We start from the raw sequence: 26149 nt of genomic DNA on the forward strand, positions 1-26149 counted from the left end.
TTATTCAGCCACTTCAATTGGCATGTAACTTCCTGTACCTTCTGGCCAAGGTGATAATACCTCAAAGCCCGTTTCAGTGACCGCCACCATATGTTCCCATTGTGCCGACCAACCACCATCCACTGTGACGACTGTCCAACCATCTTTGAGTTCTTTAACGCTAGCACGTCCTGCATTGACCATCGGTTCAATGGTAAACACCATCCCAACTTCTAATTTTAAACCATGCCCCGGTTGACCATAATGCACCACATTCGGTTGCTCATGATACACCTTACCAATGCCATGACCACAGTACTCACGCACAATACTATAACCTTCACGTTCAGCGACAGTTTGAATTGCATGGCCCACATCGCCTAAAGTAGCACCGGGTTTAACCGCACGAATACCCGCCACCATCGCTTCATAGGTGGTATCAACCAAGCGTTTAGCTTCAGGCTGCACACTACCGACATAGTACATACGACTGGTGTCACCAAAGTAACCATCTTTAATAATGGCCACATCAATATTAATAATGTCACCGTCTTTGAGTTCAATAGTGGCTGCTGGAATACCGTGACATACCACTTCATTGGGTGAGATACACGTGGTTTTGGTATAGCCATAATAGCCAATATTAGCGGGGGTCACTTTTAAGGTGTTGACAATAAAGTCGTAGCAAAGATCATCTAAATATTCTGTCGTGACACCGGGCTTGACATGCGGACCTATCATTTCTAAAACTTGTGCAGCCAAACGGCCAGAGATACGTAGATGTTCTAAATCTTGCGCAGTTTTAATGGTAATGGCAGGAGCTCGCATGAATTTTATCCTCTTTAAGCGTATCCGTAGTATAGACCTTTTTTCACGCAGATGCTGAGCATGCCCTATAAAACAGAATAATTCTCATTTTTATCGATGTGTTTGTTGATTTATTAAGCATTTAATCTATATAGCATAGCATACTGAATTCCAACGATGATTTGAAAATCAAATCGCTTAAAATTGAAGTTTTGGCATTTTTTGTTCTTGAATCAAACTTATAAATCAACCCAGTTTTTACAATTCGATCAAAATCAAATCAGCTCATATAAAAACTATTCATAATTTATATAAATTTAATTACCAAAAAAACATGCTTTGCTCTAAAATTGCTTTTTTTTGTTCCACCTAGTTGTTCTCCCATTATGACGAGTTTACGTACCCGGGATATTATTGCTCTAGGTTTTATGACCTTTGCACTGTTTATCGGTGCGGGCAATATTATTTTCCCTCCGATCGTTGCACAACAAGCAGGTGACCATGTTTGGTTAGCTGCTTTTGGCTTTTTAATCACTGCTGTTGGTTTACCAGTGATCACTATTGTGGCCTTATCTCGTGTAGAAGGCTCTATTCAACGCTTAAGCTCTCCCTTAGGTAAAGTTGCCAGTCTTATTCTGACGGTGGTGTGTTACTTAGCGGTAGGCCCGTTATTTGCTACACCGCGTACTGCCACCGTATCCTATGAAATTGGTTTTTCATCATACTTTGGTACTTCAGCGTCTAGCTTACTGATCTATAGTGCAATTTATTTTGCCTTTGTCACTTTAGTTTCGCTTTATCCCAATAAAATTTTAGATACTGTTGGCTATGTACTGTCACCCCTTAAGATTTTAGCGTTAGTAATCTTAGGTGTTGCGGCTTTCGTCATTCCTGCCGGCTTTATTGATGAGCCTGTAGGTAACTACATTAATAGTCCCGTTTCTGAGGGCTTCGTCAATGGTTACTTAACCATGGATACGCTAGGCGCCTTAGTATTTGGTATTGTGATTATTAATGCCATCCGTTCACGTGGTGTAACAGATAGCAAATTAATTACCAAATATGCTGTGATTGCCAGCCTGATTTCAGGTATTGGTTTAACTTTAGTTTATTTAAGCTTATTTAAACTGGGTCTTGGTAGTCATGATGTAGCAGCCAATGCAGCCAACGGCGCAGTGATCCTACATGCTTATGTACAACATGCTTTTGGTGATTTTGGCTCCTTATTCCTTGCTGCCATGATCTTTATTGCATGTATGGTAACAGCGATTGGCCTGACCTGTGCATGTGCTGAATACTTCTCGCAAATTACCAAAATTGGTTATAAAGCGTGGGTATTTATTTTAGTTGGCTTTGCCTTTGTCATTTCAAACTTAGGCTTAACTAAACTGATTGCCGTGTCTGTACCTGTACTAAGCGCAATTTATCCACCTGCAATTGTTGTCATTTTGCTTGGCTTCTGCTGGGGCTTCTTTAACAAACCTTCACGTGTGATTGCACCTGTTACAGCTGTGTCATTGGTGTTTGGTATTATTGACGGTCTAAAAGTAGCAGGCTTTGAAGAATGGTTACCTGCCGTACTGGCACACTTACCATTAAGCGCACAAAATTTAGCATGGTTAATCCCATCTCTTGTGGTGCTGATCATCTGTATTATCGTGGATAACGCGAAAAAATAAGATTTTTTCGAATGTTAAAATTGTTGTTTTACCCAAACACAATTTTAAGCTTAAGCAATAAATGTCAGGTTTTACCCAAACAGACCTTTATTGTTTCTACATGATTTTAATGATAGCAGCACACCTCATCTAAACATGCTGCCTGAACAAACAGCTATAATTTTAATTGAGCTTTATGGTAAAGCCTAAATACCACTCAAACCAGCACAATAAAAATCATAAAATGATGTCAATTTTGTGACAGATCACTTGCTATTTAAAAAAAATACACGTACAACAATAGAAACCAACCAATTATAACAATAGGGTTTATCCAACAAGGAGGCGTGGAGATGTCAGTTCAAGACTTTAATAAATCATTCTTTCAGAATGCTCTAAAGCAGAACAGCAATGCTCTCATCTACTTGAGCACCACCTTTGCATTGATCTTAACGCTGGCCATTTACGGCAGCATCCAAGGTAATCTGAAAGCCGAATATTTTGTTTATGGTTTAATGGTATCGCTGGTATTTTTGATCTGGGCGATCATTGAACATAAATATCGTAAAGATGATTAGCAGATGGATGCGTTGCATCCATCTTTGACTATAGCGTCACCTCAATTGCTTATCATTGCGTTATAGTCACATGACATAACAATAATTTGCGCACACTTATGTCTATACAAAATTTTTACTTTTATGCTCAAGATGGCTACCCCCTCGCCGCACAATTTTATCCTCATCAAGCTCAAAAACGTCACTTACCAGTTCTCATCGCACCTGCGACAGGCATTGTACAAGGCTTCTATCGACACTTTGCCACTTATCTGACCACGCTAGGCTATGATGTTATGAGCTTTGATTTTCGTGGTATTGGGCAATCACTACACGGCAAACTTAAACATAGCAGAGCCTCAATTTCAGATTGGGGGCAATATGATCTACCTGCGGCTGTAGATACATTGCTGCATCTTAGCCAAGCTAAACAAGTGCTTTTGGTGGGACATAGTGCTGGAGGGCAGCTGCTAGGCGTGATGCATAATTTTAAACAGGTTGCCAAACTTGTTACTGTGGCAGGTTCGAGTGGCTATTTAGGTGGGCTCAAAGGTCGCACACAGCTTTTGGCTCCACTCATGTTTTATGTCCTTTTTCCTTTAGGGCATATATTCAAAGGCTTTTCACCCACTCAAATCATCGGCATGGGAGAAAATCTCCCCCAAAACGTTGGACGGGATTGGGCCAAGTTTTGTAGTCAGCCCGGTTATATTCTAAACGCTAAGCAAGCCCTTCAGGCAGATTATCATCAGCAAATTTCTTGTCCAATCACTGCAATTTTTTCTAGTGATGATCAAATCGCAACACCCCATAATGTAAAAGATTTATTAGAGCGTTACCCCAATGCACAGACGTCAATGTTTGAGTTAAACCCAGAAGATTACCAACACAGCCAAATTGGGCATATGCTCATGTTTAAAAAGAGCCATCAAAATTTATGGCCTGTACTTGCACATGCCCTACTGCTATAAAAAAAGCCTCACATAAGTGAGGCTTTTTAACTTAGTGCTGAATCATGACGGTTTTAATACGATTACCATCAAGCTCTGTGACACTAAAATGCACACCCTTATACTCAAGTTCTGTGCCTACGGTCACTTCACCTTGAGTCTGGTCAAGAATTAAGCCTGCAACACTAATATAGCTAGCATCTTCTTCGACTAAATCAAGCATACCCAATTCAAGTTCTAGCTGATATAAATCCAACATACCCGTAGCTTTCCATTTGCCTTCTTCGAGTTTAATTAAATCAAGTTGCTCGTCAGCGTCAGGGAACTCACCTGCAATGGCTTCAAATACATCAAGCGGTGAAATTAAACCTTGTACATTACCAAACTCATCGCTCACCAAGACCAATGAACCCTTCGAAGTACGCAAAGTATTAATCGCGTCAATAACCTTCATGGTTTCAAAGATATAAATTGGACGATGTAGACGAATTAAAGCTTTCATTTGCTCTTCATCATCAAGGACATCTAATAATTCTTTGGCACGTACAATACTAATGACTTTATCTAAGCTACCACGGCATACCGGGAATAAGCTATGCGGTACAGATAGAATTTTTTCACGGATCATTTCTGGTGAATCATTTAAGTCAACCCATGAAATTTGACTACGTGGCGTCATAATTGAGGCAACAGAACGCTCTGCTAGGGTCAATACCCCACCAATCATATAACGTTCTTCATCAGCAAATGCTTCTTGTGCTGGTGAATGGCTTGTCTCATCATCAGTTTCAATTTTTCCGCCCATTAATTTTAAAATAGAGTCGGCAGTACGATGACGTAACGGAATTTTAGCCGCATGTTTGGCTGTATTACGTAAACGGTATTGGTTAAAGCCTTCCATTAAAATGGCAACACCAATGCCTGAATAGATATAACCTTTTGGAATATGGAAACCAAAACCTTCAGCAATTAAGCTAATACCGATCAATAGCAAGAAGCTTAAACATAAGATGACAACAGTTGGATGACGGTTTACAAAGGTTGTGAGGGGCTTAGACGCCACCAACATCACCACCATAGCAACCACCATGGCCACCATCATAATACGGATGTCATCAACCATACCAATGGCTGTAATCACTGAATCCAATGAGAATACCGCGTCAAGAACCACAATTTGTGCAACGACTGCAGCAAAACCTGCATACACCACTTTGCTATTTGTGCTCTTAACTTCCGGTTTACCTTCCATCATCTCATGTAATTCTGAAACAGCTTTATACAATAAGAATAGACCACCACCTAATAAGATCAGGTCGCGTCCGGAGAAGCTGTGTTCAAAAATAGTAATCAACGGCTGTGTTAGGGTGACCAGCCAAGAAATCGCAAACAGAAGACCCAAACGCATCAGCAATGCAAGGGTTAAACCGAGAACACGTGCTTTATCACGTTGTTCTGGAGGAAGTTTATCTGCCAAAATGGCAATAAAAACGAGGTTATCAATACCTAAAACGATTTCTAAAATAATTAGAGTTATTAAACCAACCCAAATTCCCGGATCTAATAAAAATTCCATTAGTCAAGAACTCCGGATTGATTCATTGAAATCGTAAGTGTGGGCAAATACGCCCCCGGCGACGGATCCATTCAATATGACCTTTGCAACTAGAGATAATTTCATTATGCATAAACTGCCGCAGTTGTAATTATATTTTTTATTTTTTTTATTAAAATATGTGATCTATTACACACTACGCCACATATTTTTAGCTGAAAAATGCTTTATTTTTTATTGATTATTATATAAACCCCCTTAAACAAGGGATCAAATCTTAAATCTAGACCTTGTATACTCAAGTGTCTTGTCAACGCCATAACACCCCTCATGGACTTGGGTGGCAAAAAGGCAAAAAAATTGATATAGCAACTTGAGTTTTCACATAAAATAACAAATAATTGTGACGCAATTAAAACTAAAATACCGGTAACAGGAATAACATCACATGACTAAAAAATATGCTAAATTTTTGCCTTCGTCGCATAATACGAATTTTGAAGAGTTTCCTTTTTATTGGATCATGCAAGTTCATGCACAATACGTCAACAATGTCGATCATGCCTTAAAAAAGTATGGTCTAGACAATTCACGTCGTCGTATTTTAGTGGCATTACAAAGTAAACCCAATGCTAGTGTCTCTGACCTCTCTCAAATGGTGGTGTCTAAAATGTCAACCACCACAAAAATTATTTATCGACTCAAAGATGAAGGTTTAGTCGACACCTATTCATGCGAAGATGATGCACGTATTACACGCGTGGTATTAACACAAAAAGGCATCGAGATGACGGAAAAGGTAAATGACTTAACGGGTATTGTGTTAGAGCAATCTTTTGATGGCTTAACCCCATTACAAATTGAGAAAATGATGGATGGCCTCAAACAAATCTTTAAGAACTTGGCCCATTAATGCTATAGCGCATCGAAAAAGTTGAGTTGTGGACTCACTTTTTCGATTTTCGCCTTAGACACGTGTGAACATTCAAACTCCTCTACTGGAAAACCTTGAACAAAAGAACTTAAATTGGGCTGTTTTAAACTCAGCCACTCCCCTAAACGTGCTTCAGGGATCACAATCACTGAACGTTTAATCGGTCCCGGCTCATGAAAGTCTTTCATCATCGGGTGATCAATCGCATCCATCGTAATCATGCTGGCTGAACGTACGATTTCATCACCTAATTTGCAAATTTCATACAGCGCAGCGATATAAAATCCCTTGCCATCACGGCGACGTACCCCCCAACGCTGTGGTTTACCATCAAAATATTTTGATTCGTAAAACTCATGCACGGGAATCACGCCAAATTTAGCTTTAGCCGCAGCTTCGGCAAAACTTGGCTTTTGTAATAAGGTTTCGTTACGGGCGTTGTAAGTACGTGTCGCGACTGATTTATCTTCTGCCCATTTAGGTACCAAGCCAAAATTGACCGAACGCCACTCTAGACCTTGGTTGGATTTAAACAGTAAAGGTAAAGCATAGTTAGGATAAACTTCCTCAGGATAGTCAAAAGGAATCTCAGGGAGTTGTAACTCACGCTGTTGGCTACGGGTTAGCGGTTTAAAGTTCGCACACATGCTAAAAAACACCTCTACAACACTTCAGCTATTATAACGTGAAGCATGCTCTAAGCTGAGGTTTTTTATTGTGGTAGGGTCAACCAATGGCTACGAGTAAACTCTTCAAAAATCCAGTGCCCGTTAAAGCGCCCTAGGCCTGAGTTTTTTTCACCACCAAAAGGTGCATTGGCATGATCAGCAACGGTAATACCATTAATATGCGTCATCCCTGCATCAATTTTTTCAGCAAACATTTGACCACGTTGAATGTTTTGGGTACATACCGCACTAGACAAACCAAATTCAGTGTTATTGGCTAAATCTACAGCATGTTGTTCATCTTTGGCTTTTAAAATCGGTAAAATTGGGCCAAAACTTTCTTGCTGAGCAATCTCAAAGTAGGGATCCACATGAGTAAAGACATGTGGGGCAACAATATTACCGTGAATACCCCCCTCATAGATCAATTCAGCGCCTAAATCTTGGGCATATTGAATGATCGCTTGATGCTTACTGACTTGAGATTGATTGATAATCGGACCAATCATCGTTTCTGCTAAGTTTGGATCGCCCACTGGAATTTTTGCCACAGCCTCAAGCAGTTTTTCCACATATGCATCATGAATAATTTGATCTACAATCACACGATTAGTACTCATACAAATTTGCCCTTGATGTAAAAAACGCCCCATAATGGTTAATTCAACGGCTAAATCTAAATCAGCATCATCTAAAATGACCAAAGGCGCATTACCACCGAGTTCCAAAGCCAAGCGTTTTATCCGTGAGCTGGCCAAGGCTTTACTGCCTACCCCTTGCCCCACTTCGGTTGAACCGGTAAAAGAAATCAGTTTAGGCGTAGGATGCTCTACAAAATAGTCTCCAATTTCACGACCACTGCCCACCACGACATTCAGCACCCCACTCGGTGTACCGGCTTCTTCAAATAATTTTGCCAATAAGGTTCCACCTGTCACTGGGGTATCACTGGCCGGTTTTAACACCACGGTATTACCACAGGCAATTGCTGTGACCACTGAGCGCATAGACAAATGAAAGGGGAAATTCCATGGGCTAATGACCGCAATTACCCCTAAAGGTTTACGTAGGACATAACTTTGACGGCTGGGGTCTTGGCTGCTTAAATGTTCTTGTTTGAACCAATCTGGAAATTGCGCGCTATATTGAATGATACCCAAGGCTGCATCTACTTCAATATTAGCTTTCATGCGTGTGCTACCAGATTCGTTAATTAACCATTGCACAATCTCTTCACGGCGTTTTTGGATAATATGGGCTAAATTCTCAATAATTTTGACTCGCGTCTCTTTACTGTGTAATACCCCTTGGCGAAAAGCCAATGAGGCTGCGGTATAAGCTGTATCGACATCATCACTATTGGCACATTGCAACTGAAAAATGAGCGCTTGGCTATAAGGATTAATATTTTCTAAATGATGTGTTGAATTACCGATCTGCCATTCACCGGCAATAAATTGTTGATTTAAATTGTGGTAAGCCTGCATGATGATAGTCCTTATTTTGATCTGCCATCACTTTAACAGAAGCTGAAAAAACCTGCCTACCTCCGCCACGATTTATTACCTGTTTATACATATTGCTAAACAGTGATACGCAAGGCATAAAAAAAGCCTCCGAAGAGGCTTTTTAAATTACATAGGTTTAGTCACCTGTATAACCTTTTAATTTTAAACGCGCTGCGTGTAGTAGTGGCTCGGTGTAACCAGCAGGTTGTTCACCACCTTTGAAAATTAAATCAGAGGCTGCTTGGAATGCGATGTTATTGGCAAGGTCAGCCGACATTGGCGTATAAAGTGAATCATTGGCATTTTGCTCATCCACGATTTTTGCCATACGTTGCATTACTTCTTCAACTTGTGCACGGGTTACAATACCGTGACGTAACCAGTTCGCCACATGCTGTGAAGAAATACGTAAAGTTGCACGGTCTTCCATTAAGCCAACATCGTTGATATCCGGCACTTTAGAACAACCAACACCAAGGTCAACCCAACGTACCACATAACCTAAAATACCTTGGCAGTTGTTTTCAAGCTCTTTGAGCTTTTCTTCTTCTGTCCAATTGGTGTCTTTGGCAAGTGGTGGTGTCAATAAGTCATCTAATGGCAATGCTTCTGTTGCAAGAAGTTCTTGCTGACGGTTTGCCACATTAATTTGATGGTAGTGAATCGCGTGAATCACCGCACCTGTTGGTGATGGTACCCATGCACAGCTTGCACCCGCTTCTGGATGTTCAGTTTTAGTTTTGTACATATCAAGCAGCATGTCTGGTTTTGGCCACATGCCTTTACCAATTTGCGCTTTACCACGTAGACCTGTTTGTAAACCCACCATGACGTTGCGGTTTTCATAGGCTGGGAACCAAATTTGACCTTTGATTTCGCCTTTACGTACGAATGGACCTGCTTCCATAAAGGTATGAATTTCATCACCAGTACGGTCCATGAAACCTGTATTAATGAAGATGGTACGATCTTTGGCTTGCGCGATACAGTTTTTTAAGTTCACAGATGTACGACGTTCTTCATCCATGATCCCAATTTTGATTGACTTGGCAGGTAGACCAAGCGCTTGTTCAGCACGTTCAAACAGTTCTACCGCAAATGCCACTTCTTCAGGACCATGCATTTTTGGCTTCACGATATACATTGAACCTTTACGCGAGTTCTTAATCGTGTTTTCGCCACGGATGTCCGCAATGGTTAATAACGGTGTTACTAACGCATCCATAATACCTTCGTAGATTTCTTGACCATCTACAAGGATTGCAGGATTGGTCATCAAATGGCCGACATTACGCAACAACATTAATGAACGACCGTGAACTTTAGTTTCGCCACCCTCAAGGTTTTTGAAAGTGCGATCAGCATTGAGTTTACGGGTAACTGTTTTACCATTTTTCTCAATAGACTCTTCTAAAGTACCGCGCATTAAGCCTAACCAGTTGCGGTAGCCTTCTACTTTCTCTTCAGCATCAACCGCAGCAACTGAGTCTTCTAAGTCTTGAATCGTAGTTACAGCAGCTTCTAATACAACGTCTTTTACGCCAGCCGCGTCTGTTTGACCAATTGCGCTTGATGCATCAATTTGAATAATTGCATGTAGACCGTTGTTTTTAAGCACAACTTCTGTTGGTGCAGCAGCATCGCCATTAAAGCCCACAAATTTAGATGCATCAGCAATTGTAGTTGTAGAGCCATCTTTTAAGCTTACAACCAATGCATTGCCTTCAACAGTATATTGGGTTGCATCGGCATGTGAACCATTCGCTAAAGGGAAAGTTTCGTCTAAGTAGTTTTTTGCAAAGGCAATTACTTTTTCGCCGCGTTTTGGGTTGTAGCCTTTGGTTTTTTCTGCACCATCTTCTTCCGAGATTACGTCAAAACCGTAAAGTGCATCGTATAAAGAACCCCAACGTGCATTGGCAGCGTTTAAGCAGTAACGTGCATTACGTACAGGTACAACCAGCTGTGGGCCTGCAATGGTCGCAATTTCTTCGTCGACATTTTCTGTGGTAATTTGGAAATCTTCTACTTCTGGTAATAAGTAGCCAATTTCAGTTAAGAAGGCTTTGTAAGCTTCTAATTCAAAAGTGTTATTACGGTGCCATTCATCAATTTGTGCTTGAATTTGGTCACGCTTAGCCAAGAGTGCTGTGTTTTTTGGACTAAGATCGACAACGACTTGTTCGAAGTTGCTCCAATAAGTCTCACTGTCGAGACCTGAACCTGGTAGTGCTTCATTTTCGATGAAATCGTAAAGTTCTTTAGCAATCGCTAACTTGCCTTTTTGAATACGTGCAGTCATTGTCTTTCCTGATATTGCTATTTTTTATTCCAAGAGCTTCCGAGTATACCCATTTATACCGTTCTGAATAGGATTATTAATAAACAAAATAATGGGCATTTTTTAAACACAGTATTGATTTATTAACATCATCAGAATGAATGCTCTTTTATAGTGTATAAAGTTTTTGAAATGTCTAAATTAGACTTAAGTTCAGATTTTCGTTCAAAAAACCATCGATAACGCAATTTTTTAGATTTATTTACATGCTACAAGTAAAGAAAAGCGCCCGTAGGCGCTTAATTTTAGACTTCGGCTTTTTCAGGATTATTATCTTGAATTTGTCGATGTGCCGCATTTAAGTAATCATCGGACTGCATTTCAAGTAAACGTGAACGGGTACGTTCAATCTCAAAGGCAAGTTTTTCACCTGAATAAATCTCAATAATATTATCTTCTGAAGTCAGTAATAATTTTACACCGCGATCATAAAATTCATCGACCAAATAAATAAAGCGACGCGTACCATCGGCCAAATAATCGGTCAAATGCGGAATATTACTCACCAACACAGTATTATAAATATTGGCAATTTCAATAAAATCGGCTGGGCTACGTGGTTTTAAGCATAAATCAGCAAAATCACACCACAACACATCTTCAGTATGACAAATCGTTTTCACCTGACGATTATTAATCACAATATCATCGCTAGATTTAGCTTGTGTTTGCGTCAGGGCATCAAAACGTTGTTGCATCCATGCTTCATGTTCGGGATTCAATGGATATTTAAATAGTTGTGCTTGTTTTAACACCCGTAAACGATAATCTACACCAGCATCTACGTTTAAAATCACACAGTTTTGCTTAACCATTTCAATGGTTGGCAGAAAACGATCACGATGAATCCCATTCTTATATAAACCATCGGGTGCAATATTGGACGTTGCCACTAAAGTAATGCCACGCTTAAATAATTTTTGGAATAAATCACTTAAGATCATCGCATCAGTCACATTAGACACGAAAAATTCATCAAAACAAATAATCACAGCATCTTTATAGATTTGATCAGCAACGATATCTAATGGGTTTTGCTGACCCGATAATTTATTCAGCTCTTTATGCACATATTGCATAAAGTGATGGAAGTGCATACGGGTTTTACGACGAAATGGGACAGCATTATAAAATTGATCCATCAACCAAGTTTTACCACGTCCAACCCCACCCCACATATATACGCCTTGTGGTGCAGTTTGACGACGAAAGCGTGCAAATGGTTTTTTTGCGGCTTTATAACGTTGGATCAGTTCTTGCCACACACGATCTAACTCATGCACAGCCTGTGCTTGCGCCTCATCAGGCATAAACTGCCCAGACGCTAAAGCTTGGGCATAGCGCTCTGCGGGCGATAATGGGTTTGAAGTTAAGTCAGACATATCATTGCATACTATTTTGAGCTTAAAGGAGTATAACCAAGATTCAGCATTGTGCTATAACACTTTGGCTTATTTATGGTATTGGCGCGGACTTTGTCCAAACCAACGTTTAAACGCATGATTAAAAGCAGCTGGCTCTGAATAACCTAACAGCTCAGCAATCATTTCTATGGAATATTCTTTATATTCAATTAATTCTAAGGCTTTATCTTTCATAATTTGTTCACGAATATCTTTATAACTCCTCCCTAGCTGTTGTAATTGATGTCTTAACGTACGCTCTGGAATTTGTAACACGTGTGCCGTTTGTGCCATGCTTGGCAACATGCCTTGTTGTAACTTTAAATAGTCATACACCCGTTGCAGTAAAACCGGTTCTTTTTCATCAATTTTTAACCGATTCATCTCACTTATGCACTTATGTTCATAGGTTTTAAAGGTCATGGCATCTGCTGAGGGAATCTTCTTATCTAAAACTGCACGATCACACCAAAAAACTGCTTCACCACGGTCAAAAATTAAATTCTCACCATAAACACGGGCATAATTTTCCATGAGTTCGTCGGTTTCAGGGGCAAAAAATGGCAACTCAATGGCAAATTTGGGCACCTTTAAACCCATGGTTTTGTACAGGTCTGATAAAAACTTAAAGGTACTGGAGATTTCACAATGGGCACTTAGTAAGCCTAAGTCGGTATTCAGCTGTTCTGGCACATAACATAGACCTACCCGGTCAGCTTCATAACGCAAACTTAGTTCACCAGTCAAATGTGTTAAGCGTTGATATTCAACCGCTTTTTCTAAGGCAATCTCTATCCTCGCGCTGGTCACTAGCAACATGAGCAAGGGTCCATAACCCACTAAATTATAGTGTTGCCCAATCCATAGACCCAAAGCAGGATTGACGTTTTTGCCCACGACTTGTAGCAAATTCCACTCTAGACTTGGATGAATCACTGCACTGCTTTCTAAAGCTTCAGCCCTTAAGCCTACTGCATGTAACTTAGGATCAACCTCTAGACCTGCCTTACGCATGCCTTGAATTAAGTACATCAGCCCTAAAATCGATCTCTTCATAATTTTGCCACAGCTAAACAACACTTACGTTTTTACGCTATTTTAGGGTGTTTGAACATTGCCGAAATGATCACTTTTAAGTTTAACTGCTCAATCTATATACAAAACTATTTCATCGGCTGCTCGAGCTAAGTATCATAAGCCTAGATTATTTTTTTGCGCTTTTTATGTACTCTGTGTGGCTGATTTTGCAATTGCTGTTGTGTTTAAGCTTGGGTTTTATATTGGCAGACAAACTTCCGGCCCTCATCAAAACACTTGCTTTTAAAATACTGCCTTATTTTAGTTATATGCTATTAGTCGCGATCGCGATTGAGTTTTTTCAAGCCTTACATGCCATACCAAATTTAGATGTCATTTTGCGCCCTGCCTTGACCTTAGCCGCTAGCACCTCTCTAGGTGCATTTATGTGCTGCTACTTGTGTTTTAAAGCCTTGGGGTATCAAACCAACCATGGTCGCGTTAATTTATCCTTAGTGCTCAGCTCACTATTGAATATTAGTTATGCGCTTTTAGCTTTAATGTTAGGTATTTTAATCGCTTATTATGCTGAACTATCGCAGTTAAGCCTACACATCAATAGTTGGTGGTTATTGCTAGCCTTTATGTTATTGATTGGTTTAGACCTCGCCTACACACCTCTTAATCGCTCATGGCTAAATTGGAAAATTTTACTGGTGCCCTTAGCGTGTATTGTCGGTTCAATTTTTGGTGCCTACATCAGTTATCTGCTGCTAGAGCAATTGACTTTTCAAGATGCCTTATTATTTTCGCAAGGCTATGGCTTTTACTCGATGTCAGGCATTGTCATTAGTGAATTAAAGGGGGCTGAATTAGGTAGTATTGCCTTAATCAATGATTTATTTAGAGAAATATTTGCCATTTTACTGATGTATTGTGTGGGTTGGCGTTATCCGCGTGCTGCAATTGCCTCTGCAGGTGCAACCGCAATGGATGTAACCTTACCTATGGTCAAACAAGCTTGTGGTCATGATTTTATTCCACATGCCATGGTCAGTGGATTTCTGTTATCTATACTTGCCCCAATTGCGGTGAGTGTTTTAGCGGCGATTTGATTGAATCATCCCTACATTTAAAATCTCTCTAAATCCCTCTTTATCAAAGAGGCAATTTCCTCCCTTTGAAAAAGGGAGGTTGGAAAGGGTTTTTACAATGTCGCTAAAATATCTTTTAGAGTCTGACGCATATTTTCAGATTTGGTAATCGGGCGACCAATAACCAAATGCGTTGAACCATCGAGCATGGCTTGTTTAGGGGTCACAATACGTTTTTGGTCATCAGCTGCTGAACCTGCAGGACGGATGCCAGGTGTGACTAAGGCAAAATCTTGCCCTAAAGTATCACGTAGCATTTTTGCTTCTTGCGCTGAACATACCACCCCATCTAAACCACTGTCTTTGGTAAGACTTGCTAAGCGTTTGACATGTTCAAAAGGTTCAATATCCAAACCTAAATCTTTGAGATCTTCACGGCCCATTGATGTTAATACAGTCACAGCAATCAGCTGTGTGTTGTAGTTACCTGCTTTTAAACGCTCAACACAAGTTTCCATCATTTGACGTCCACCTGAAGCGTGCACATTCACCATCCAGACGCCCATATCCGCTGCAGCACACACTGCCTGTGCAGTAGTATTTGGAATATCATGAAATTTAAGATCCAAAAACACTTCAAAACCTTGTTGATGTAAGGCTTTAACCACACTTGGACCTTCATGGGTAAATAACTCTTTACCAACTTTGACACGACATAAAGTAGGGTCAAGTTGTTCGGCAATAGTTAAAGCGTCATATTGGCTTTTGGCATCTAATGCAACGATAATACTCAAGAGACTTACCCTTTTAAAAAACAAATTAGACGCATTATAAAGCTTATTAAGCCAAGCTCAAGCATGGTGGCAAAATTATCTATTTGCTTTATAAAAAATTATCAAAAAAAAACACTCTAACGTTTTCACCTTAGAGTGTGATTTTTTTATTGTTTTTGGTGATACACCAAAGCAAAATATTTTAGCGAAAATTCTTTACACCGATGGACGATCTTCAGAATGAATATCTAAAACAGTTTTTTCATGTCGCGTATGGGCAGCAGCATCTGCAGCTGCAGCTTGAGCCACTTGAATTTGTTCTTTGCGTAGATGTTCAATGTCTTTACGTAATCGTTTAATTTCCCAATTATTTTGGAATACACGAAATACTTGTACACCGATAAGCAAGCCTAAAGTGATGCCCAATCCTAAGGTGATTAGGAGCAACAAACCTAAGCGCATTGCTGGAACTTGAGTAAAGAGTAAATCTACTGATAGCTCTGTACTATTTTGCAATACCAATGCTAAGGAATAACCAAAAACAACCAGCAATAAAACGACTAAAACGTAACGCATAGACACCCCTACGGAATTTTATTGATTGGCAGATTCATTCACAGCATCACGTAATGCCTTACCAGGTTTGAAATGTGGCACTGCTTTAGCTGCCACCTCTACCGATTTACCTGTTTTCGGGTTACGACCTACACGCGGCTCACGGTGGTGCAAAGCAAAACTACCAAAACCACGAATTTCGATACGATTGTCCGATGATAAAGCTGCAATCATTTGGTCAATCATAATTTTCACCGCTTCTTCCACAAGGGGTTCAGCTAAGTGTGGGTTTTTGAGAGAGATTCGCTCTATTAAGTCAGACTTATTAAGTGCTTCTGTAGTCATCATCGACCTCTTTAATTATCAAGCTACTTTTAACTTAAAAAGATAATAACCTGTTTAAATACAAAACGGTAGCGCAATAAGTGAATACTACGCTACCGTTTATAGTATTTGTGTAAAAAGTATTGCTTAAATTACATTAACAATACAATTTACCCATACACATTAGTGGTTCATTTGAGCTTTGATCAAATCACCGATCGTCTTAGGACCGTTGTCTTGAGCAGTTGTTGCAGTTTTTAAGTTGGCAACAGCTTCTTTCTCTTCAGCTTCGTCTTTCGCTTTGATAGACAAGTTGATAGAGCGAGATTTACGATCTACGTTGATGATTTTCGCTTCAACTTCTTGACCAACTTCAAGGAACTTAGTTGCATCTTCAACGCGGTCGCGGTTGATTTCAGATGCTTTTAAAGTTGCTTCAACTTCGTCAGCTAACTTAACAGTTGCGCCACGAGCGTCAACAGCAGTTACAGTACCTTTAACAAGCGCACCGCGTTCGTTAGCAGCTAAGAAGTCGTTGAACGGATCGCTGTTCATTTGCTTGATGCCAAGGCTGATACGGTTGCCTTCAGCGTCTACAGACAAGATAACCGCTTCAACTGTGTCACCTTTCTTGTAACGACGAATTGCTTCTTCGCCTTGTTCGTTCCAAGAAATATCAGACAAGTGAACTAGACCATCGATACCGCCTGGTAAACCGATGAAGATACCGAAGTCAGTGATAGACTTGATTGTACCTGATACTTTCTCGCCTTTGTCATGATTTTTAGCAAACTCTTCCCATGGGTTAGCACGAGTTTGTTTGATACCAAGAGAAATACGACGACGTTCTTCGTCTACTTCAAGAACCATAACATCAACTTCGTCACCAATCTGAACTACTTTAGATGGGTGGATGTTTTTGTTTGTGTGGTCCATTTCAGAAACGTGTACTAGACCTTCAACGCCTTCAGCGATTTCTGCGAAACAGCCGTAGTCAGTTAAGTTAGTAACACGTGCTTTAACGATAGAACCTTTAGGGTAACGGCTCATGATCGCTAACCATGGATCTTCGCCTAATTGCTTAAGGCCTAAAGATACGCGGTTACGTTCGCGGTCGAATTTAAGTACTTTAACAGTAACTTCTTGACCCACTTCCACAACTTCTGAAGGGTGCTTGATGCGTTTCCAAGCCATATCAGTAATGTGAAGAAGACCGTCGATACCGCCAAGGTCAACGAACGCGCCGTAGTCAGTAAGGTTTTTGATTGTACCAGTAACTGTTTGGCCTTCTTCAAGCTGAGCAAGAAGCGCTTCACGGTCAGCTGAAGATTCAGCTTCCATAACAGCACGACGTGAAACAACAACGTTGTTACGTTTAGCGTCAAGTTTGATTACTTTAAATTCTAACTCTTTGCCTTCTAAGTGAGTCGTATCACGAATAGGACGAGTATCAACTAAAGAACCTGGAAGGAACGCACGTACTGGACCGATGTCAACAGTGAAACCGCCTTTAACTTTACCAGAGATAACACCAGTAACGATTTCGCCGTCTTCAAAGATTTTTTCAAGTTTAGTCCAAGTCTCAGCGCGTTTAGCTTTTTCGCGAGAAAGAACAGTTTGACCCATACCGTTGTCAAGTGCTTCAACAACAACATCAACTGTGTCGCCAACAGCAACTTCAAGCTCACGTTGGTCGTTTAAGAATTCAGCGCGGTCAACGATGCCTTCAGATTTAAGGCCAGTGTCAACTGTTACCCAGTCAGAGTCGATGCTTACTACAACGCCTTGGATGACTGCACCCTTTTCAACGTTGAGGTTTAATTCGCTTTCTTCAAAGAGGGCTGCAAAAGATTCGGTCATGATATTTCCGATAAAGTCAGCGGTCTTGGATCAGACAAGGCCGGTTTAATAAAACGTCTACATAGTCCATATAAACTGATCAAGCTATGCTTCTGCTGTAACAAATAGGTTAATTGGCTAAGCGCTGATCCACATAAGTGGTCATCAGTGCAAATACCTCATCAATGCTTAAATCAGAGCTATCGATGATGTATGCATCATCCGCGGGTCTAAGTGGAGCCACGAGGCGCTCCATATCTCTTTTATCGCGGGCGACGATATTAGCTAAAATGTCGTTTATTTTAACATCCAGCCCCATTGCCTGCAACTGTTTTACACGGCGTGATGCACGAGATTCAGCCGATGCAGTCAAATAAATTTTGGCTTGGGCCTGTGGGAAAATGGCTGTTGCCATATCACGTCCGTCTGCCACTAAGCCTGGGGCTTGGGCAAAAGCATGTTGACGTGTCAAAAGGGCTGTTCTAAGTTCAGGAATCGCTGCAACTTTTGAAGCAAATTCCCCCACACGTTCTGTGCGAATAGTGTGTGACACATCTTCAGCGTTTAGGAGTACCTGAATTCCTTGAGCACTCGTCTTAAATTCAATATCTAAAGCTGTTGCAATTTCAATACATTGTTGCAAGTGTGTATCTAAAGATTCTAAAAGCTGCTTTTGCTGTAGAGCTAAACCTAACAGACGGTACAAAGCACCTGAGTCCAATAAATGGAATTGATAATGGGCAGCGAGTTTGGCAGCCAGTGTGCCTTTACCAGAGCCACTTGGACCATCAATAGTAATAATTTTAACGCTCATGGTGTTTCCATTTTGCTGGTTAACTAGAATGACATTGCCAAGTTTAATGGGACAAAAATCAAAATGATGCGACACGATCAGTATACGGCTAAATTAAATCTGAGGCTTGTTGTTGCTGACGTTTTTGTTCACGTTTTTGTTCACGGCGCATTTTAAAAAAGGCACTTAATTGTGTTGAACACTGTTCAGCTAGACAGCCTGCATCGACTTGAAAGACATGATTGTAATAGCCTGTGGCAAATAAATCCCGCGCACTGCCTAAAGCGCCAGCTTTAGGTTCTGTTGCTCCAAAGACCACGCGTTGAACACGGGCATGAATTAATGCCCCTACACACATAGTGCATGGCTCTAAGGTCACATATAAAACCGCATCTTCGGGTAACCGATAGTTCTGTATATTTTGACAGGCCATGCGAATGGCTTGAATTTCGGCATGTGCGGTTGGGTCATTGGCTGCAATTGGGGTGTTAAAGCCTGTGCCAATAATTTGATTTTGACTGACCAACACCGCACCTACGGGAATTTCACCCAAACTTGCAGCATATGCAGCCTGCTCGTAAGCAAGCTGCATCCATTGTTCATCTGTTTTGATTACATCGCTCATGGCTTAGGCAATCACACCATAATGTTGAAGCAAATCATTCCAGCTTTGAATATCAGTAACAGGTGGATGAGCACTTAAAATGCCTTTTAAGGATAAATCCGTGCCTTTTTGCCATTCAGGTGCTAAGTCTTTATCAACTAAACGCGCACGCACGCCTTCAACAAAGTCAGGATGGCGGATCTTCCAAGCTGAAATTTGACGTTCTAACTCAAAGACTTCAGTCCAAGAATGATCTTGTTTACCCCATTGCCATAGCAACCAAGTTAAAGCCGCTGTTGCTGGTGAGCCTTTTTGTAGATTTTCACTGGCCTGACGTAACCAATCGCTACGCGCATCGCTTAAACCAATAATCGATTCATAATCGTGCTCAAAATTCAGCCCGCGACAGACACTTTGAATCACATCTAAAGAATTTTGTAATGGCCCAGGGCCTACTGGACGATGCATACTATTTAAAGTGTCATCAATGGCGCGGAAATCACCTGCTGGATAATGATCCCAGTCGATATTCACCATTTTATCTAAGACTTTGTCACGATGTGCATCACAAATATGGGTGGCCCAGCCAATCCCATAAGCACCCGCTGAGGTCATGATTGAACCCGTTAAACCGGTAAATAGACCAATAGCGCCACGATCCGCTAAGAAACGCGTTGCACCTACATCAGGATACAAACCAATATTAATCTCTGGCATAGCTAGACGTGAATATGGCGTTACTAAACGAAACGGTGCCGCCATAAATAGGCCTAAACCGCCGCCCATCACATAACCTTCGCCCCAAACCAATACAGGCTTGGCGTAATTATGTAATAAAGCATCCAGTGCGTACTCTTGCTCAAAGAATTTATTGGCTACATCCACTTCGTCATTAATGACCAATTGACGTAATTTACGTACGTCACCACCGGCGCAAAAGGCTTTAGGGGTGGTGGAATCTAACCAAATGGCTTTGACGTTATCGTCATGGTGAAAATCTTGGAATACAGCCAGTAAAGCTGAAACAATGCTTTCATCCAAAGCATGTAAAGATTTAGGACGATTTAAACGTACAATACGCCAGCCATTGGCAGCTTGTTCTACAATTAAATCGGGATGATAATCTTTTGTTAAGGGAGAATATGTCATGCGTCCAGCTGCCAATTGATCGGCTCAATGCCATGTTGTGTTAAATAATTATTTGTTTTTGAAAACGCTTTGCATCCAAAAAAACCACCACGATTGGCTGCCAATGGCGACGGATGTGCCGCTTTTAACACCAAATGCTTATCTGAATGAATACGTTGTCCCTTACGCTGTGCATATGCGCCCCAAAGAATAAACACAATATGCTCGCGCTGCTGATTCAAGACATCAATCACGTGGTCAGTAAAATCTTCCCAACCACGTTTTTGATGTGATGTCGGCTGTCCTGCCTCGACGGTAAGTACTGCATTTAACAACAATACCCCTTGCTCAGCCCATTGGGTTAAATTGCCATGTTTAGGAATATCTACGCCTAAATCAGCGTGTAACTCATGGAAAATATTACGCAAAGATGGCGGTATTGCAACCCCTCTTTGTACAGAAAAACTTAAACCATGGGCTTGATTGGGCCCATGGTACGGATCTTGACCTAAAATCACCACTTTCACTTGATCTAGTGGTGTAGTGTTAAGCGCATTAAAAATCAGTGAGCTGGGTGGATAAATGATTTTATCCGCCTGCTTTTCCTGCACTAAAAATTGTTTGAGTTCATCCATTTTAGGACTGAGTAAAAATTCACTCAGCGCCACCTTCCAGCTGTGATCTAACTGAACTTTGTCCAATTTTGCTTGTTGTTGCTCAGTCAAAGACATGATGATATCCATAAAGATGCAGGAAAATTAAAGTTTAACTTGAAGTTCAACCGGTGGGTTTTGGAAAGCTTGACCCGCTTTAAGTTTTTCATACATCTCAGGATCAGTCCATTCGCTTTGAATTTGTGCAGAAAACACAACATCTTCTAAACGTAATTCACCCATTTGTGCATTATTAATGTCTTCTAAAAAGCTTTGTGCATAGCCAGTGTCGGTTTCGTGCACAATCACTGAATAGACCTCTACATCGCCTTCGCCATTTTGAGTAATGGTTGAAGCCAAGACCTGTTGCGCAAGATAAAAGAAAATACGGGAGAATTGTTCAGCTGAGGGTGATACAGGTAAAGCCACCCAACGCGCACTAAAGGTTTTGCAGGCTTGAATATACTCAGCATCATCATGCTGCCAAAAACAAATGGCATGATCAAATGCATCATATAAATCTTTAATCACGCCTTTGAGTAAACCAAAGTCATAGACCATTTGCCCATGATCAAGTTTTGAGGCTTTGAGCAGTAATTCCACTTTATAGCTATGTCCATGAATTGAACGTTTGCAACGATCCGAGGTGCAATTACGGACAATATGGGCATTTTCGAACTTAAATAATTTACGAATTAACATATGTCGTAATAGGATCCAAAATTTGTGAATTTATTTAGATTATAAAGCAAAACACTCAGACTGGGCATTTATTTTCCTGTTTGCCTGCATCGGGAAAGGCTATTAAAACGGTGCTAGACTACGAGATAACACCCGAATATTCTGCCCATCGCGTTGCAATTGACTTTGCATATAACGTTTATAGCCTGAAAACTCAATCTCAACCAAGCCTAAGAAACTATTGGATTGTACAGCAAGCAAGCTATTCATCTGACTTTGTATTGCAGGATCAACTTGATCAAAAGGCGGCGTTTGCCAAAATTCATTTAAGTTTTGCCAATGTTTGAGTTGACCACGGCGCTGGGTTAATAGGTTTTCTACCTCACTCAGTTTAAGTTTAGGGTCAATAGTGCTAAGTAACCAAGCAGATGCGGTGTTGACATTGACCTTTTGCTCACGCGGATAGGCCGCCACATAGGGTTTTAATACCTGATAATGCTGCTGATCAAAACCACGGATTTGTTTTAGCTCAGCCACATCTGTTAAAGCCTGATTGGGTGCGAGATAGCCTTGGCCTAAACTTTGATAATAACCACTTTCAGCACCCATGGTTCCAGTTAGCTCATCATTTTGATCTTGCCAATCAATGAGCGCTTCAACCAACTCTGGTGCCAAATTAGCATGCTGCAAAACACGTATACACCAGGCTTGCGCAGCAGGGTTAATTTTTTCACCATCTGCTTGCACCAAACTATTGAGATTAAACTTGGCATTTTGATCTTCTAAGCGCCCCGTCACCAATCCACCATCGACTGGAAATGGCGGCATGGGCTGTGCCCAAGTTTCTTGTAAATGATCCAGCTCCGCAGCATTTTTTGCATCATCAATTAATAATTCAGAAAAAAAAGCTTCCGCACTTTTGGCATAGAGTAATGCCTGATTTTGCTGCATCAGGCTTTGGGTACCCTGTGCAGTAGCCCCTTGCTGTTTGGCAATACCTGCCGCCAAAATAGTGGCCAAAGCCACCATCATTAAGATGGTAATTAAAGCAATTCCACGCTGCCTTTGCATTAGCTGCTTCCTTGATGTGGCATTAAGCTAAAACGCCATAAATATTCAGTGCCTTGCACTTTCAGTTGAACCTCTAAGCCGCGCGGTAAAGCTGTGGTTTGCTGCGGATTTTGTGGCCATGTGTTAATCATCTCTGGATTCAGCAACAGCACTTTAAAATCCTCAACTTGAGTGAGCAGTTCACTCGAAATCGGCTGTAATTGTCCATCTTTATGCACATGCTGATACTTTAAACGATATAATTTTTGCGCTGTGGCATCATAACGATATTCAATACGTTCCTGCGCAAGCAGACCTTGCTGCAAGGGATCAGTGACTCCTGTTTTGGTGAAGCTCAAACGGCCATCTTGCAACTGCAGTGCGGGCTGAATTTCACCTTGGATCTGGGGAGCAATCGGTATCATTTGAGTAGTATCTTTTAATAGCTGTTGATAGCTGGCTTGCAATTGTTCTAAAGCAGCTTCATGTACTACATTACGTGTTTTGACTTTATTTAAATAATCAAAAACCTGCCAACCCAAAGCTGAGAGAACCGCAAAAATTGCAATGGCTACTAACAGCTCAACCAAAGTAAAACCGTTACGAGCTGCCATTTTGCGCTTGCCTATAATTAAAAAAACTCAATTGGGTGATTTGCCCTGTCACTTTGCTGGCCTCTTGATCATATAAGCTGACCTTGACTTCAATACGTTGTACATTGGGGCTGAGGGTGGTTTGACTGGTTTTATCAATCTGCCATGTTTCGCCTTGTTCCTCAATTTGATTGGATGCCGTACCTGTGAGCCATTCTTGTTGAATTTCCATACGGGCCACTTCGTTCATGGCCACAAATTGGGCTTTGCTACGTAACACCGCATGACTGGTGGCTTGGGTATATTGCATAGCCACTTTGGTCAGTGCCATCGCAGCAAGCGCAAAGATCGCCAATGCTACCATCACCTCAAGTAGGGTAAAGCCCTTAACGTTCATGCACTTTCCCTAAGTAATCAATTTCAATTTCTTGACCTAAAGCTTGCTCTTCAAAATACAATTGAATACGGGCAGGTTTCGCTTCACCATTGCCTAACCACATTAATTTAGGAGCTTGGTCAGCCAATAAGTCTAGATTACGAGCATTTGGATAAGACTGCTCAATCGGTGTAATTTCAACCCGTATTCCTGGCGTTAAAGTTTTTGCTTTAAACACATTAAGCTGTTGCCATTTCGCTTCATTTGAGTTTTGTTCAGCTCGATAATGTAACACTTGGTAGTTGGTGGCATCCTGCTGCGGCTGAAACTCTAGGGTCAACACTTGAGCTTGCTGATTCGCCAGATGATTAATATGCTTTAAGTCAAACAGTAGTAGCTCTCGTGCCTGCATAGCTTTACGCCGCTCTACACCTGACAAATTCATGATCACTAAAGATGCCACAATCCCCATCACCACAATGACAACCATGACTTCGACTAAGGTAAAACCACGCTCTGACATTAATGCAGTACACCTGTGTTTTGCTGTGGTAAATGCAACGCCTGCTCAATCGTGGCAATCCTTAAACTATCTCGCGAGCCTAAATAACGCTGATAAAAACTGGAGTTTAAAATCGCTGCTGTACCATGGGTAATTGCCCAAATCGCGGCTAGATAATCACGCCCAGACATACGACTGCCGATCTCTAATAAATATTGTTCGGTCATGGGAATAATGATGCGTAAGCGTTGGCGACGGATTTTATACAGTTCACTAAATAAGTGTTGAATACCTTGTCCTGTCATCGACAAACGCTCTTCAATTTGATGAAACAACACGGTGCGTTCAGGGTGGTGAAGATGGTGCAGCATAAAATAACCTAGATGCTCAGGAAATTGCCGATTGGGGCTACGAATCATGTCAAATAACATACGTTCATTGCGGATAATCAGCAGCATATATAGCTCATCTTTACTTTGAAAATGCTTATATAAGGTACCTTTAGCCAGATCGAGTTCGGCTGCCAATGCGTCTAAGGTCATCCCTGCTTCGCCATTTTCGAGCAGTAATTGCTCTGCAATCTGAAAAATAAGCGCTTCACGTGCTCGAAATTGTGCCTGACGATCCATCTTCACCGCGGTTCTCTCTTCCGTTAATTTTTATTTACTTTTGCGCGAGGAGATTATTGAAGTTCTGCATGGTAATTTCTGCCATCTCCTCTAGCGACTTATCATATACATCGCTTAGCGCTTTGGCTACAAAAGGCACATATTTTGGCTCATTTGTTTTACCGCGATATGGCACAGGAGCTAAATAGGGACTATCGGTTTCAATTAAAACGCGATCGAGTGGCACCTGCTTGGCAACATCGCGTAAATCTTGCGCATTTTTAAACGATACAATACCCGAGAAGGATACATAGTAGCCACAATCTAGCACTGCTTTGGCAGTTTCCCAATCTTCGGTAAAGCAATGTAAAATCCCATGCGTGGATTTTTCAGCACGAATGATATCCACCGTATCATGTTTCGCTGAACGGGTATGAACCACAACTGGTTTTTTTAGTGCTTGAGACGCATGGATGTGACGCACAAAACATTGTTTTTGCTCAGTAATAAAATCGGTACTATGGAAATAATCTAGACCTGTTTCCCCCAAAGCCCACACTTTGTCTTTAGAGGCCAGTTCAATTAAGTGTTCTGTGGTGGCACGCGCCATAACAGCGGGATCTTCACATGGATGTACCCCAACGGTATAACCGACATCAGCATGGCGCGCAGCGATATCCGCTAAAGCAATATGATCATCAAGATCTACTGAGATACTCATAAATTTAGACACGCCCGCAGCACGTGCTTGGGCCAATGCTGCATCTAAATCACCTTGGTAGGGGGTTAAATCTAAGAGCGTTAAATGACAGTGAGTATCGACAAACACAATCTCATCCTATGTAATGATCAACAATTACATAGTGTAACTAGTCCTGCCTTCAGACTTAATACCTGCAAGCAATTTTTCTGCCTCTGATTTGTAATAAAGTCCCTTTTCACCACTGAGTTGAATACCAAAGCCCGGTACGCTAATGCCGTTTTGACGCTGTGAAATCCAAACTACTTTACCGGTCAGTGGTACTTTTTGTGGGTTATCCGGCAAGGTAGCAATCACAAAAACTTCTTCACCTAATTTTACAGGTAATTTAGAGGGAATAAATAAACCGCCACCTGCCACAAAAGGCATGTAGCTGGCGTAGAGTGTTTCTTTATCTAAAATATTGGCTTGAATAATCCCGCCCATACGTGATTGCATG

Annotated in this window: 28 protein-coding genes; 5 read left to right on the top strand and 23 right to left on the bottom strand. The window is 41.1% G+C overall.

Annotation, left to right across the window (positions count from 1 at the left end; all coding sequences use genetic code 11):
• Positions 1-807: a type I methionyl aminopeptidase gene (gene map, locus AC5YCI_RS00870; protein WP_496129104.1), complete on the bottom strand. Its 807-nt coding sequence runs from the start codon at positions 805-807 to the stop codon at positions 1-3.
• A 365-nt stretch (positions 808-1172) separates the two neighbouring features.
• Between map and brnQ the strand changes: the two genes are divergently transcribed.
• The 3 genes from brnQ (at position 1173) to AC5YCI_RS00885 (ending at position 3972) form a co-directional block, all read left to right on the top strand.
• A complete protein-coding gene (gene brnQ, locus AC5YCI_RS00875) occupies positions 1173-2465 on the top strand; it encodes a branched-chain amino acid transport system II carrier protein (protein ID WP_496129103.1) in 1293 nt (430 codons plus the stop codon).
• 332 nt (positions 2466-2797) lie between these two features.
• Entirely contained in the window at positions 2798-3022 is a 225-nt protein-coding gene (locus AC5YCI_RS00880; protein WP_496129102.1) for a hypothetical protein, read from the top strand.
• Between the two features lie 98 nt (positions 3023-3120).
• The gene (locus AC5YCI_RS00885) at positions 3121-3972 is read left to right on the top strand and encodes an alpha/beta hydrolase family protein (protein ID WP_496129101.1); all 852 of its coding nucleotides are present in this window, start codon (positions 3121-3123) and stop codon (positions 3970-3972) included.
• Positions 3973-4003: 31 nt separating this feature from the next.
• Here AC5YCI_RS00885 and AC5YCI_RS00890 read toward each other — a convergent pair whose 3' ends face one another.
• Complete coding sequence (locus tag AC5YCI_RS00890) at positions 4004-5527, bottom strand: DUF475 domain-containing protein (protein WP_496129100.1); 1524 nt, start codon at positions 5525-5527, stop codon at positions 4004-4006.
• A gap of 427 nt (positions 5528-5954) precedes the next feature.
• Here AC5YCI_RS00890 and AC5YCI_RS00895 point away from each other — a divergent pair, with 427 nt between their 5' ends.
• Positions 5955-6419, top strand: coding sequence for a MarR family winged helix-turn-helix transcriptional regulator (locus AC5YCI_RS00895; protein ID WP_496129099.1), 465 nt, complete (start codon positions 5955-5957; stop codon positions 6417-6419).
• Between the two features lie 2 nt (positions 6420-6421).
• Here AC5YCI_RS00895 and AC5YCI_RS00900 read toward each other — a convergent pair whose 3' ends face one another.
• The 5 genes from AC5YCI_RS00900 to AC5YCI_RS00920 form a co-directional block, all read right to left on the bottom strand.
• Positions 6422-7087 (bottom strand): SOS response-associated peptidase family protein, encoded by a 666-nt coding sequence (locus AC5YCI_RS00900; RefSeq protein WP_496129098.1) that lies wholly within the window; start codon positions 7085-7087, stop codon positions 6422-6424.
• A gap of 65 nt (positions 7088-7152) precedes the next feature.
• Positions 7153-8595 carry an aldehyde dehydrogenase family protein gene (locus AC5YCI_RS00905; RefSeq protein WP_496129097.1) on the bottom strand — a complete coding sequence of 481 codons (1443 nt, stop codon included), beginning with the start codon at positions 8593-8595 and terminating at the stop codon, positions 7153-7155.
• Between the two features lie 157 nt (positions 8596-8752).
• The gene (locus tag AC5YCI_RS00910; protein WP_496175110.1) at positions 8753-10918 is read right to left on the bottom strand and encodes a malate synthase G; all 2166 of its coding nucleotides are present in this window, start codon (positions 10916-10918) and stop codon (positions 8753-8755) included.
• A 284-nt stretch (positions 10919-11202) separates the two neighbouring features.
• Positions 11203-12339 carry a cell division protein ZapE gene (zapE, locus tag AC5YCI_RS00915; protein WP_496129095.1) on the bottom strand — a complete coding sequence of 379 codons (1137 nt, stop codon included), beginning with the start codon at positions 12337-12339 and terminating at the stop codon, positions 11203-11205.
• A gap of 69 nt (positions 12340-12408) precedes the next feature.
• Entirely contained in the window at positions 12409-13416 is a 1008-nt protein-coding gene (locus AC5YCI_RS00920) for an AraC family transcriptional regulator ligand-binding domain-containing protein (RefSeq protein ID WP_496129094.1), read from the bottom strand.
• 167 nt (positions 13417-13583) lie between these two features.
• Here AC5YCI_RS00920 and AC5YCI_RS00925 point away from each other — a divergent pair, with 167 nt between their 5' ends.
• Positions 13584-14492: a LysO family transporter gene (locus tag AC5YCI_RS00925; RefSeq protein WP_496129093.1), complete on the top strand. Its 909-nt coding sequence runs from the start codon at positions 13584-13586 to the stop codon at positions 14490-14492.
• A 92-nt stretch (positions 14493-14584) separates the two neighbouring features.
• Here the strand turns inward: AC5YCI_RS00925 and pyrF are convergent, their stop codons facing one another.
• The 16 genes from pyrF to AC5YCI_RS01005 form a co-directional block, all read right to left on the bottom strand.
• Positions 14585-15265 carry an orotidine-5'-phosphate decarboxylase gene (gene pyrF, locus AC5YCI_RS00930; RefSeq protein WP_496129092.1) on the bottom strand — a complete coding sequence of 227 codons (681 nt, stop codon included), beginning with the start codon at positions 15263-15265 and terminating at the stop codon, positions 14585-14587.
• Positions 15266-15460: 195 nt separating this feature from the next.
• Positions 15461-15820, bottom strand: coding sequence for a lipopolysaccharide assembly protein LapA domain-containing protein (locus AC5YCI_RS00935; protein WP_496129091.1), 360 nt, complete (start codon positions 15818-15820; stop codon positions 15461-15463).
• An 18-nt stretch (positions 15821-15838) separates the two neighbouring features.
• On the bottom strand, positions 15839-16144 hold the full coding sequence (locus AC5YCI_RS00940) for an integration host factor subunit beta (protein ID WP_496129090.1): 306 nt from the start codon (positions 16142-16144) through the stop codon (positions 15839-15841).
• Between the two features lie 162 nt (positions 16145-16306).
• Positions 16307-17983 carry a 30S ribosomal protein S1 gene (gene rpsA, locus AC5YCI_RS00945; protein WP_122897953.1) on the bottom strand — a complete coding sequence of 559 codons (1677 nt, stop codon included), beginning with the start codon at positions 17981-17983 and terminating at the stop codon, positions 16307-16309.
• Positions 17984-18092: 109 nt separating this feature from the next.
• The gene (gene cmk, locus AC5YCI_RS00950; RefSeq protein ID WP_496129089.1) at positions 18093-18776 is read right to left on the bottom strand and encodes a (d)CMP kinase; all 684 of its coding nucleotides are present in this window, start codon (positions 18774-18776) and stop codon (positions 18093-18095) included.
• A gap of 88 nt (positions 18777-18864) precedes the next feature.
• Positions 18865-19380 (bottom strand): tRNA adenosine(34) deaminase TadA, encoded by a 516-nt coding sequence (tadA, locus tag AC5YCI_RS00955; protein ID WP_496129088.1) that lies wholly within the window; start codon positions 19378-19380, stop codon positions 18865-18867.
• A 3-nt stretch (positions 19381-19383) separates the two neighbouring features.
• Positions 19384-20508: an enoyl-CoA hydratase/isomerase family protein gene (locus AC5YCI_RS00960; RefSeq protein WP_496129087.1), complete on the bottom strand. Its 1125-nt coding sequence runs from the start codon at positions 20506-20508 to the stop codon at positions 19384-19386.
• Positions 20505-21218 carry a uracil-DNA glycosylase gene (gene ung / locus AC5YCI_RS00965; protein WP_496129086.1) on the bottom strand — a complete coding sequence of 238 codons (714 nt, stop codon included), beginning with the start codon at positions 21216-21218 and terminating at the stop codon, positions 20505-20507. The genes AC5YCI_RS00960 and ung overlap by 4 nt, the downstream gene beginning before the upstream one ends.
• 27 nt (positions 21219-21245) lie before the next feature.
• The gene (locus AC5YCI_RS00970; RefSeq protein WP_496129085.1) at positions 21246-21842 is read right to left on the bottom strand and encodes a 6-pyruvoyl trahydropterin synthase family protein; all 597 of its coding nucleotides are present in this window, start codon (positions 21840-21842) and stop codon (positions 21246-21248) included.
• 102 nt (positions 21843-21944) lie between these two features.
• On the bottom strand, positions 21945-22892 hold the full coding sequence (gene gspK, locus AC5YCI_RS00975) for a type II secretion system minor pseudopilin GspK (protein ID WP_496129084.1): 948 nt from the start codon (positions 22890-22892) through the stop codon (positions 21945-21947).
• On the bottom strand, positions 22892-23485 hold the full coding sequence (gspJ, locus tag AC5YCI_RS00980; protein ID WP_496129083.1) for a type II secretion system minor pseudopilin GspJ: 594 nt from the start codon (positions 23483-23485) through the stop codon (positions 22892-22894). The genes gspK and gspJ overlap by 1 nt, the downstream gene beginning before the upstream one ends.
• Positions 23472-23861, bottom strand: coding sequence for a type II secretion system minor pseudopilin GspI (gene gspI / locus AC5YCI_RS00985; RefSeq protein ID WP_496129082.1), 390 nt, complete (start codon positions 23859-23861; stop codon positions 23472-23474). Before gspI ends, gspJ begins: the two co-directional genes overlap by 14 nt.
• Positions 23851-24363: a prepilin-type N-terminal cleavage/methylation domain-containing protein gene (locus AC5YCI_RS00990; RefSeq protein WP_496129081.1), complete on the bottom strand. Its 513-nt coding sequence runs from the start codon at positions 24361-24363 to the stop codon at positions 23851-23853. Before AC5YCI_RS00990 ends, gspI begins: the two co-directional genes overlap by 11 nt.
• The gene (locus AC5YCI_RS00995) at positions 24363-24971 is read right to left on the bottom strand and encodes a TetR/AcrR family transcriptional regulator (RefSeq protein WP_496129210.1); all 609 of its coding nucleotides are present in this window, start codon (positions 24969-24971) and stop codon (positions 24363-24365) included. Before AC5YCI_RS00995 ends, AC5YCI_RS00990 begins: the two co-directional genes overlap by 1 nt.
• A 34-nt stretch (positions 24972-25005) precedes the next feature.
• Positions 25006-25779 (bottom strand): TatD family hydrolase, encoded by a 774-nt coding sequence (locus tag AC5YCI_RS01000; RefSeq protein ID WP_496175111.1) that lies wholly within the window; start codon positions 25777-25779, stop codon positions 25006-25008.
• 27 nt (positions 25780-25806) lie between these two features.
• Entirely contained in the window at positions 25807-26148 is a 342-nt protein-coding gene (locus AC5YCI_RS01005; RefSeq protein ID WP_496129079.1) for a PilZ domain-containing protein, read from the bottom strand.
• Position 26149 lies beyond the last annotated feature (1 nt).

It is taken from the genome of Acinetobacter sp. CY17, assembly GCF_059515825.1.

Bases quoted from the DNA above. Each gene is read 5' to 3' on its own strand.
- AC5YCI_RS00995 (WP_496129210.1), bottom strand. From the start codon at position 24,971: ATGGATCGTCAGGCACAATTTCGAGCACGTGAAGCGCTTATTTTTCAG.
- AC5YCI_RS00970 (WP_496129085.1), bottom strand. From the start codon at position 21,842: ATGTTAATTCGTAAATTATTTAAGTTCGAAAATGCCCATATTGTCCGT.
- AC5YCI_RS00910 (WP_496175110.1), bottom strand. From the start codon at position 10,918: ATGACTGCACGTATTCAAAAAGGCAAGTTAGCGATTGCTAAAGAACTT.
- gspI (WP_496129082.1), bottom strand. From the start codon at position 23,861: ATGAACGTTAAGGGCTTTACCCTACTTGAGGTGATGGTAGCATTGGCG.
- AC5YCI_RS00905 (WP_496129097.1), bottom strand. From the start codon at position 8,595: ATGCAGGCTTACCACAATTTAAATCAACAATTTATTGCCGGTGAATGG.
- AC5YCI_RS00895 (WP_496129099.1), top strand. From the start codon at position 5,955: ATGACTAAAAAATATGCTAAATTTTTGCCTTCGTCGCATAATACGAAT.
- gspK (WP_496129084.1), bottom strand. From the start codon at position 22,892: ATGCAAAGGCAGCGTGGAATTGCTTTAATTACCATCTTAATGATGGTG.
- AC5YCI_RS00920 (WP_496129094.1), bottom strand. From the start codon at position 13,416: ATGAAGAGATCGATTTTAGGGCTGATGTACTTAATTCAAGGCATGCGT.
- brnQ (WP_496129103.1), top strand. From the start codon at position 1,173: ATGACGAGTTTACGTACCCGGGATATTATTGCTCTAGGTTTTATGACC.
- AC5YCI_RS00885 (WP_496129101.1), top strand. From the start codon at position 3,121: ATGTCTATACAAAATTTTTACTTTTATGCTCAAGATGGCTACCCCCTC.
- rpsA (WP_122897953.1), bottom strand. From the start codon at position 17,983: ATGACCGAATCTTTTGCAGCCCTCTTTGAAGAAAGCGAATTAAACCTC.
- zapE (WP_496129095.1), bottom strand. From the start codon at position 12,339: ATGTCTGACTTAACTTCAAACCCATTATCGCCCGCAGAGCGCTATGCC.
- ung (WP_496129086.1), bottom strand. From the start codon at position 21,218: ATGTCTTTGACTGAGCAACAACAAGCAAAATTGGACAAAGTTCAGTTA.
- AC5YCI_RS00880 (WP_496129102.1), top strand. From the start codon at position 2,798: ATGTCAGTTCAAGACTTTAATAAATCATTCTTTCAGAATGCTCTAAAG.
- AC5YCI_RS00990 (WP_496129081.1), bottom strand. From the start codon at position 24,363: ATGTCAGAGCGTGGTTTTACCTTAGTCGAAGTCATGGTTGTCATTGTG.
- AC5YCI_RS00935 (WP_496129091.1), bottom strand. From the start codon at position 15,820: ATGCGTTACGTTTTAGTCGTTTTATTGCTGGTTGTTTTTGGTTATTCC.
- AC5YCI_RS00940 (WP_496129090.1), bottom strand. From the start codon at position 16,144: ATGACTACAGAAGCACTTAATAAGTCTGACTTAATAGAGCGAATCTCT.
- AC5YCI_RS00960 (WP_496129087.1), bottom strand. From the start codon at position 20,508: ATGACATATTCTCCCTTAACAAAAGATTATCATCCCGATTTAATTGTA.
- AC5YCI_RS01005 (WP_496129079.1), bottom strand. From the start codon at position 26,148: ATGCAATCACGTATGGGCGGGATTATTCAAGCCAATATTTTAGATAAA.
- AC5YCI_RS00900 (WP_496129098.1), bottom strand. From the start codon at position 7,087: ATGTGTGCGAACTTTAAACCGCTAACCCGTAGCCAACAGCGTGAGTTA.
- gspJ (WP_496129083.1), bottom strand. From the start codon at position 23,485: ATGGCAGCTCGTAACGGTTTTACTTTGGTTGAGCTGTTAGTAGCCATT.
- AC5YCI_RS00890 (WP_496129100.1), bottom strand. From the start codon at position 5,527: ATGGAATTTTTATTAGATCCGGGAATTTGGGTTGGTTTAATAACTCTA.
- map (WP_496129104.1), bottom strand. From the start codon at position 807: ATGCGAGCTCCTGCCATTACCATTAAAACTGCGCAAGATTTAGAACAT.
- tadA (WP_496129088.1), bottom strand. From the start codon at position 19,380: ATGAGCGATGTAATCAAAACAGATGAACAATGGATGCAGCTTGCTTAC.
- cmk (WP_496129089.1), bottom strand. From the start codon at position 18,776: ATGAGCGTTAAAATTATTACTATTGATGGTCCAAGTGGCTCTGGTAAA.
- AC5YCI_RS00925 (WP_496129093.1), top strand. From the start codon at position 13,584: ATGTACTCTGTGTGGCTGATTTTGCAATTGCTGTTGTGTTTAAGCTTG.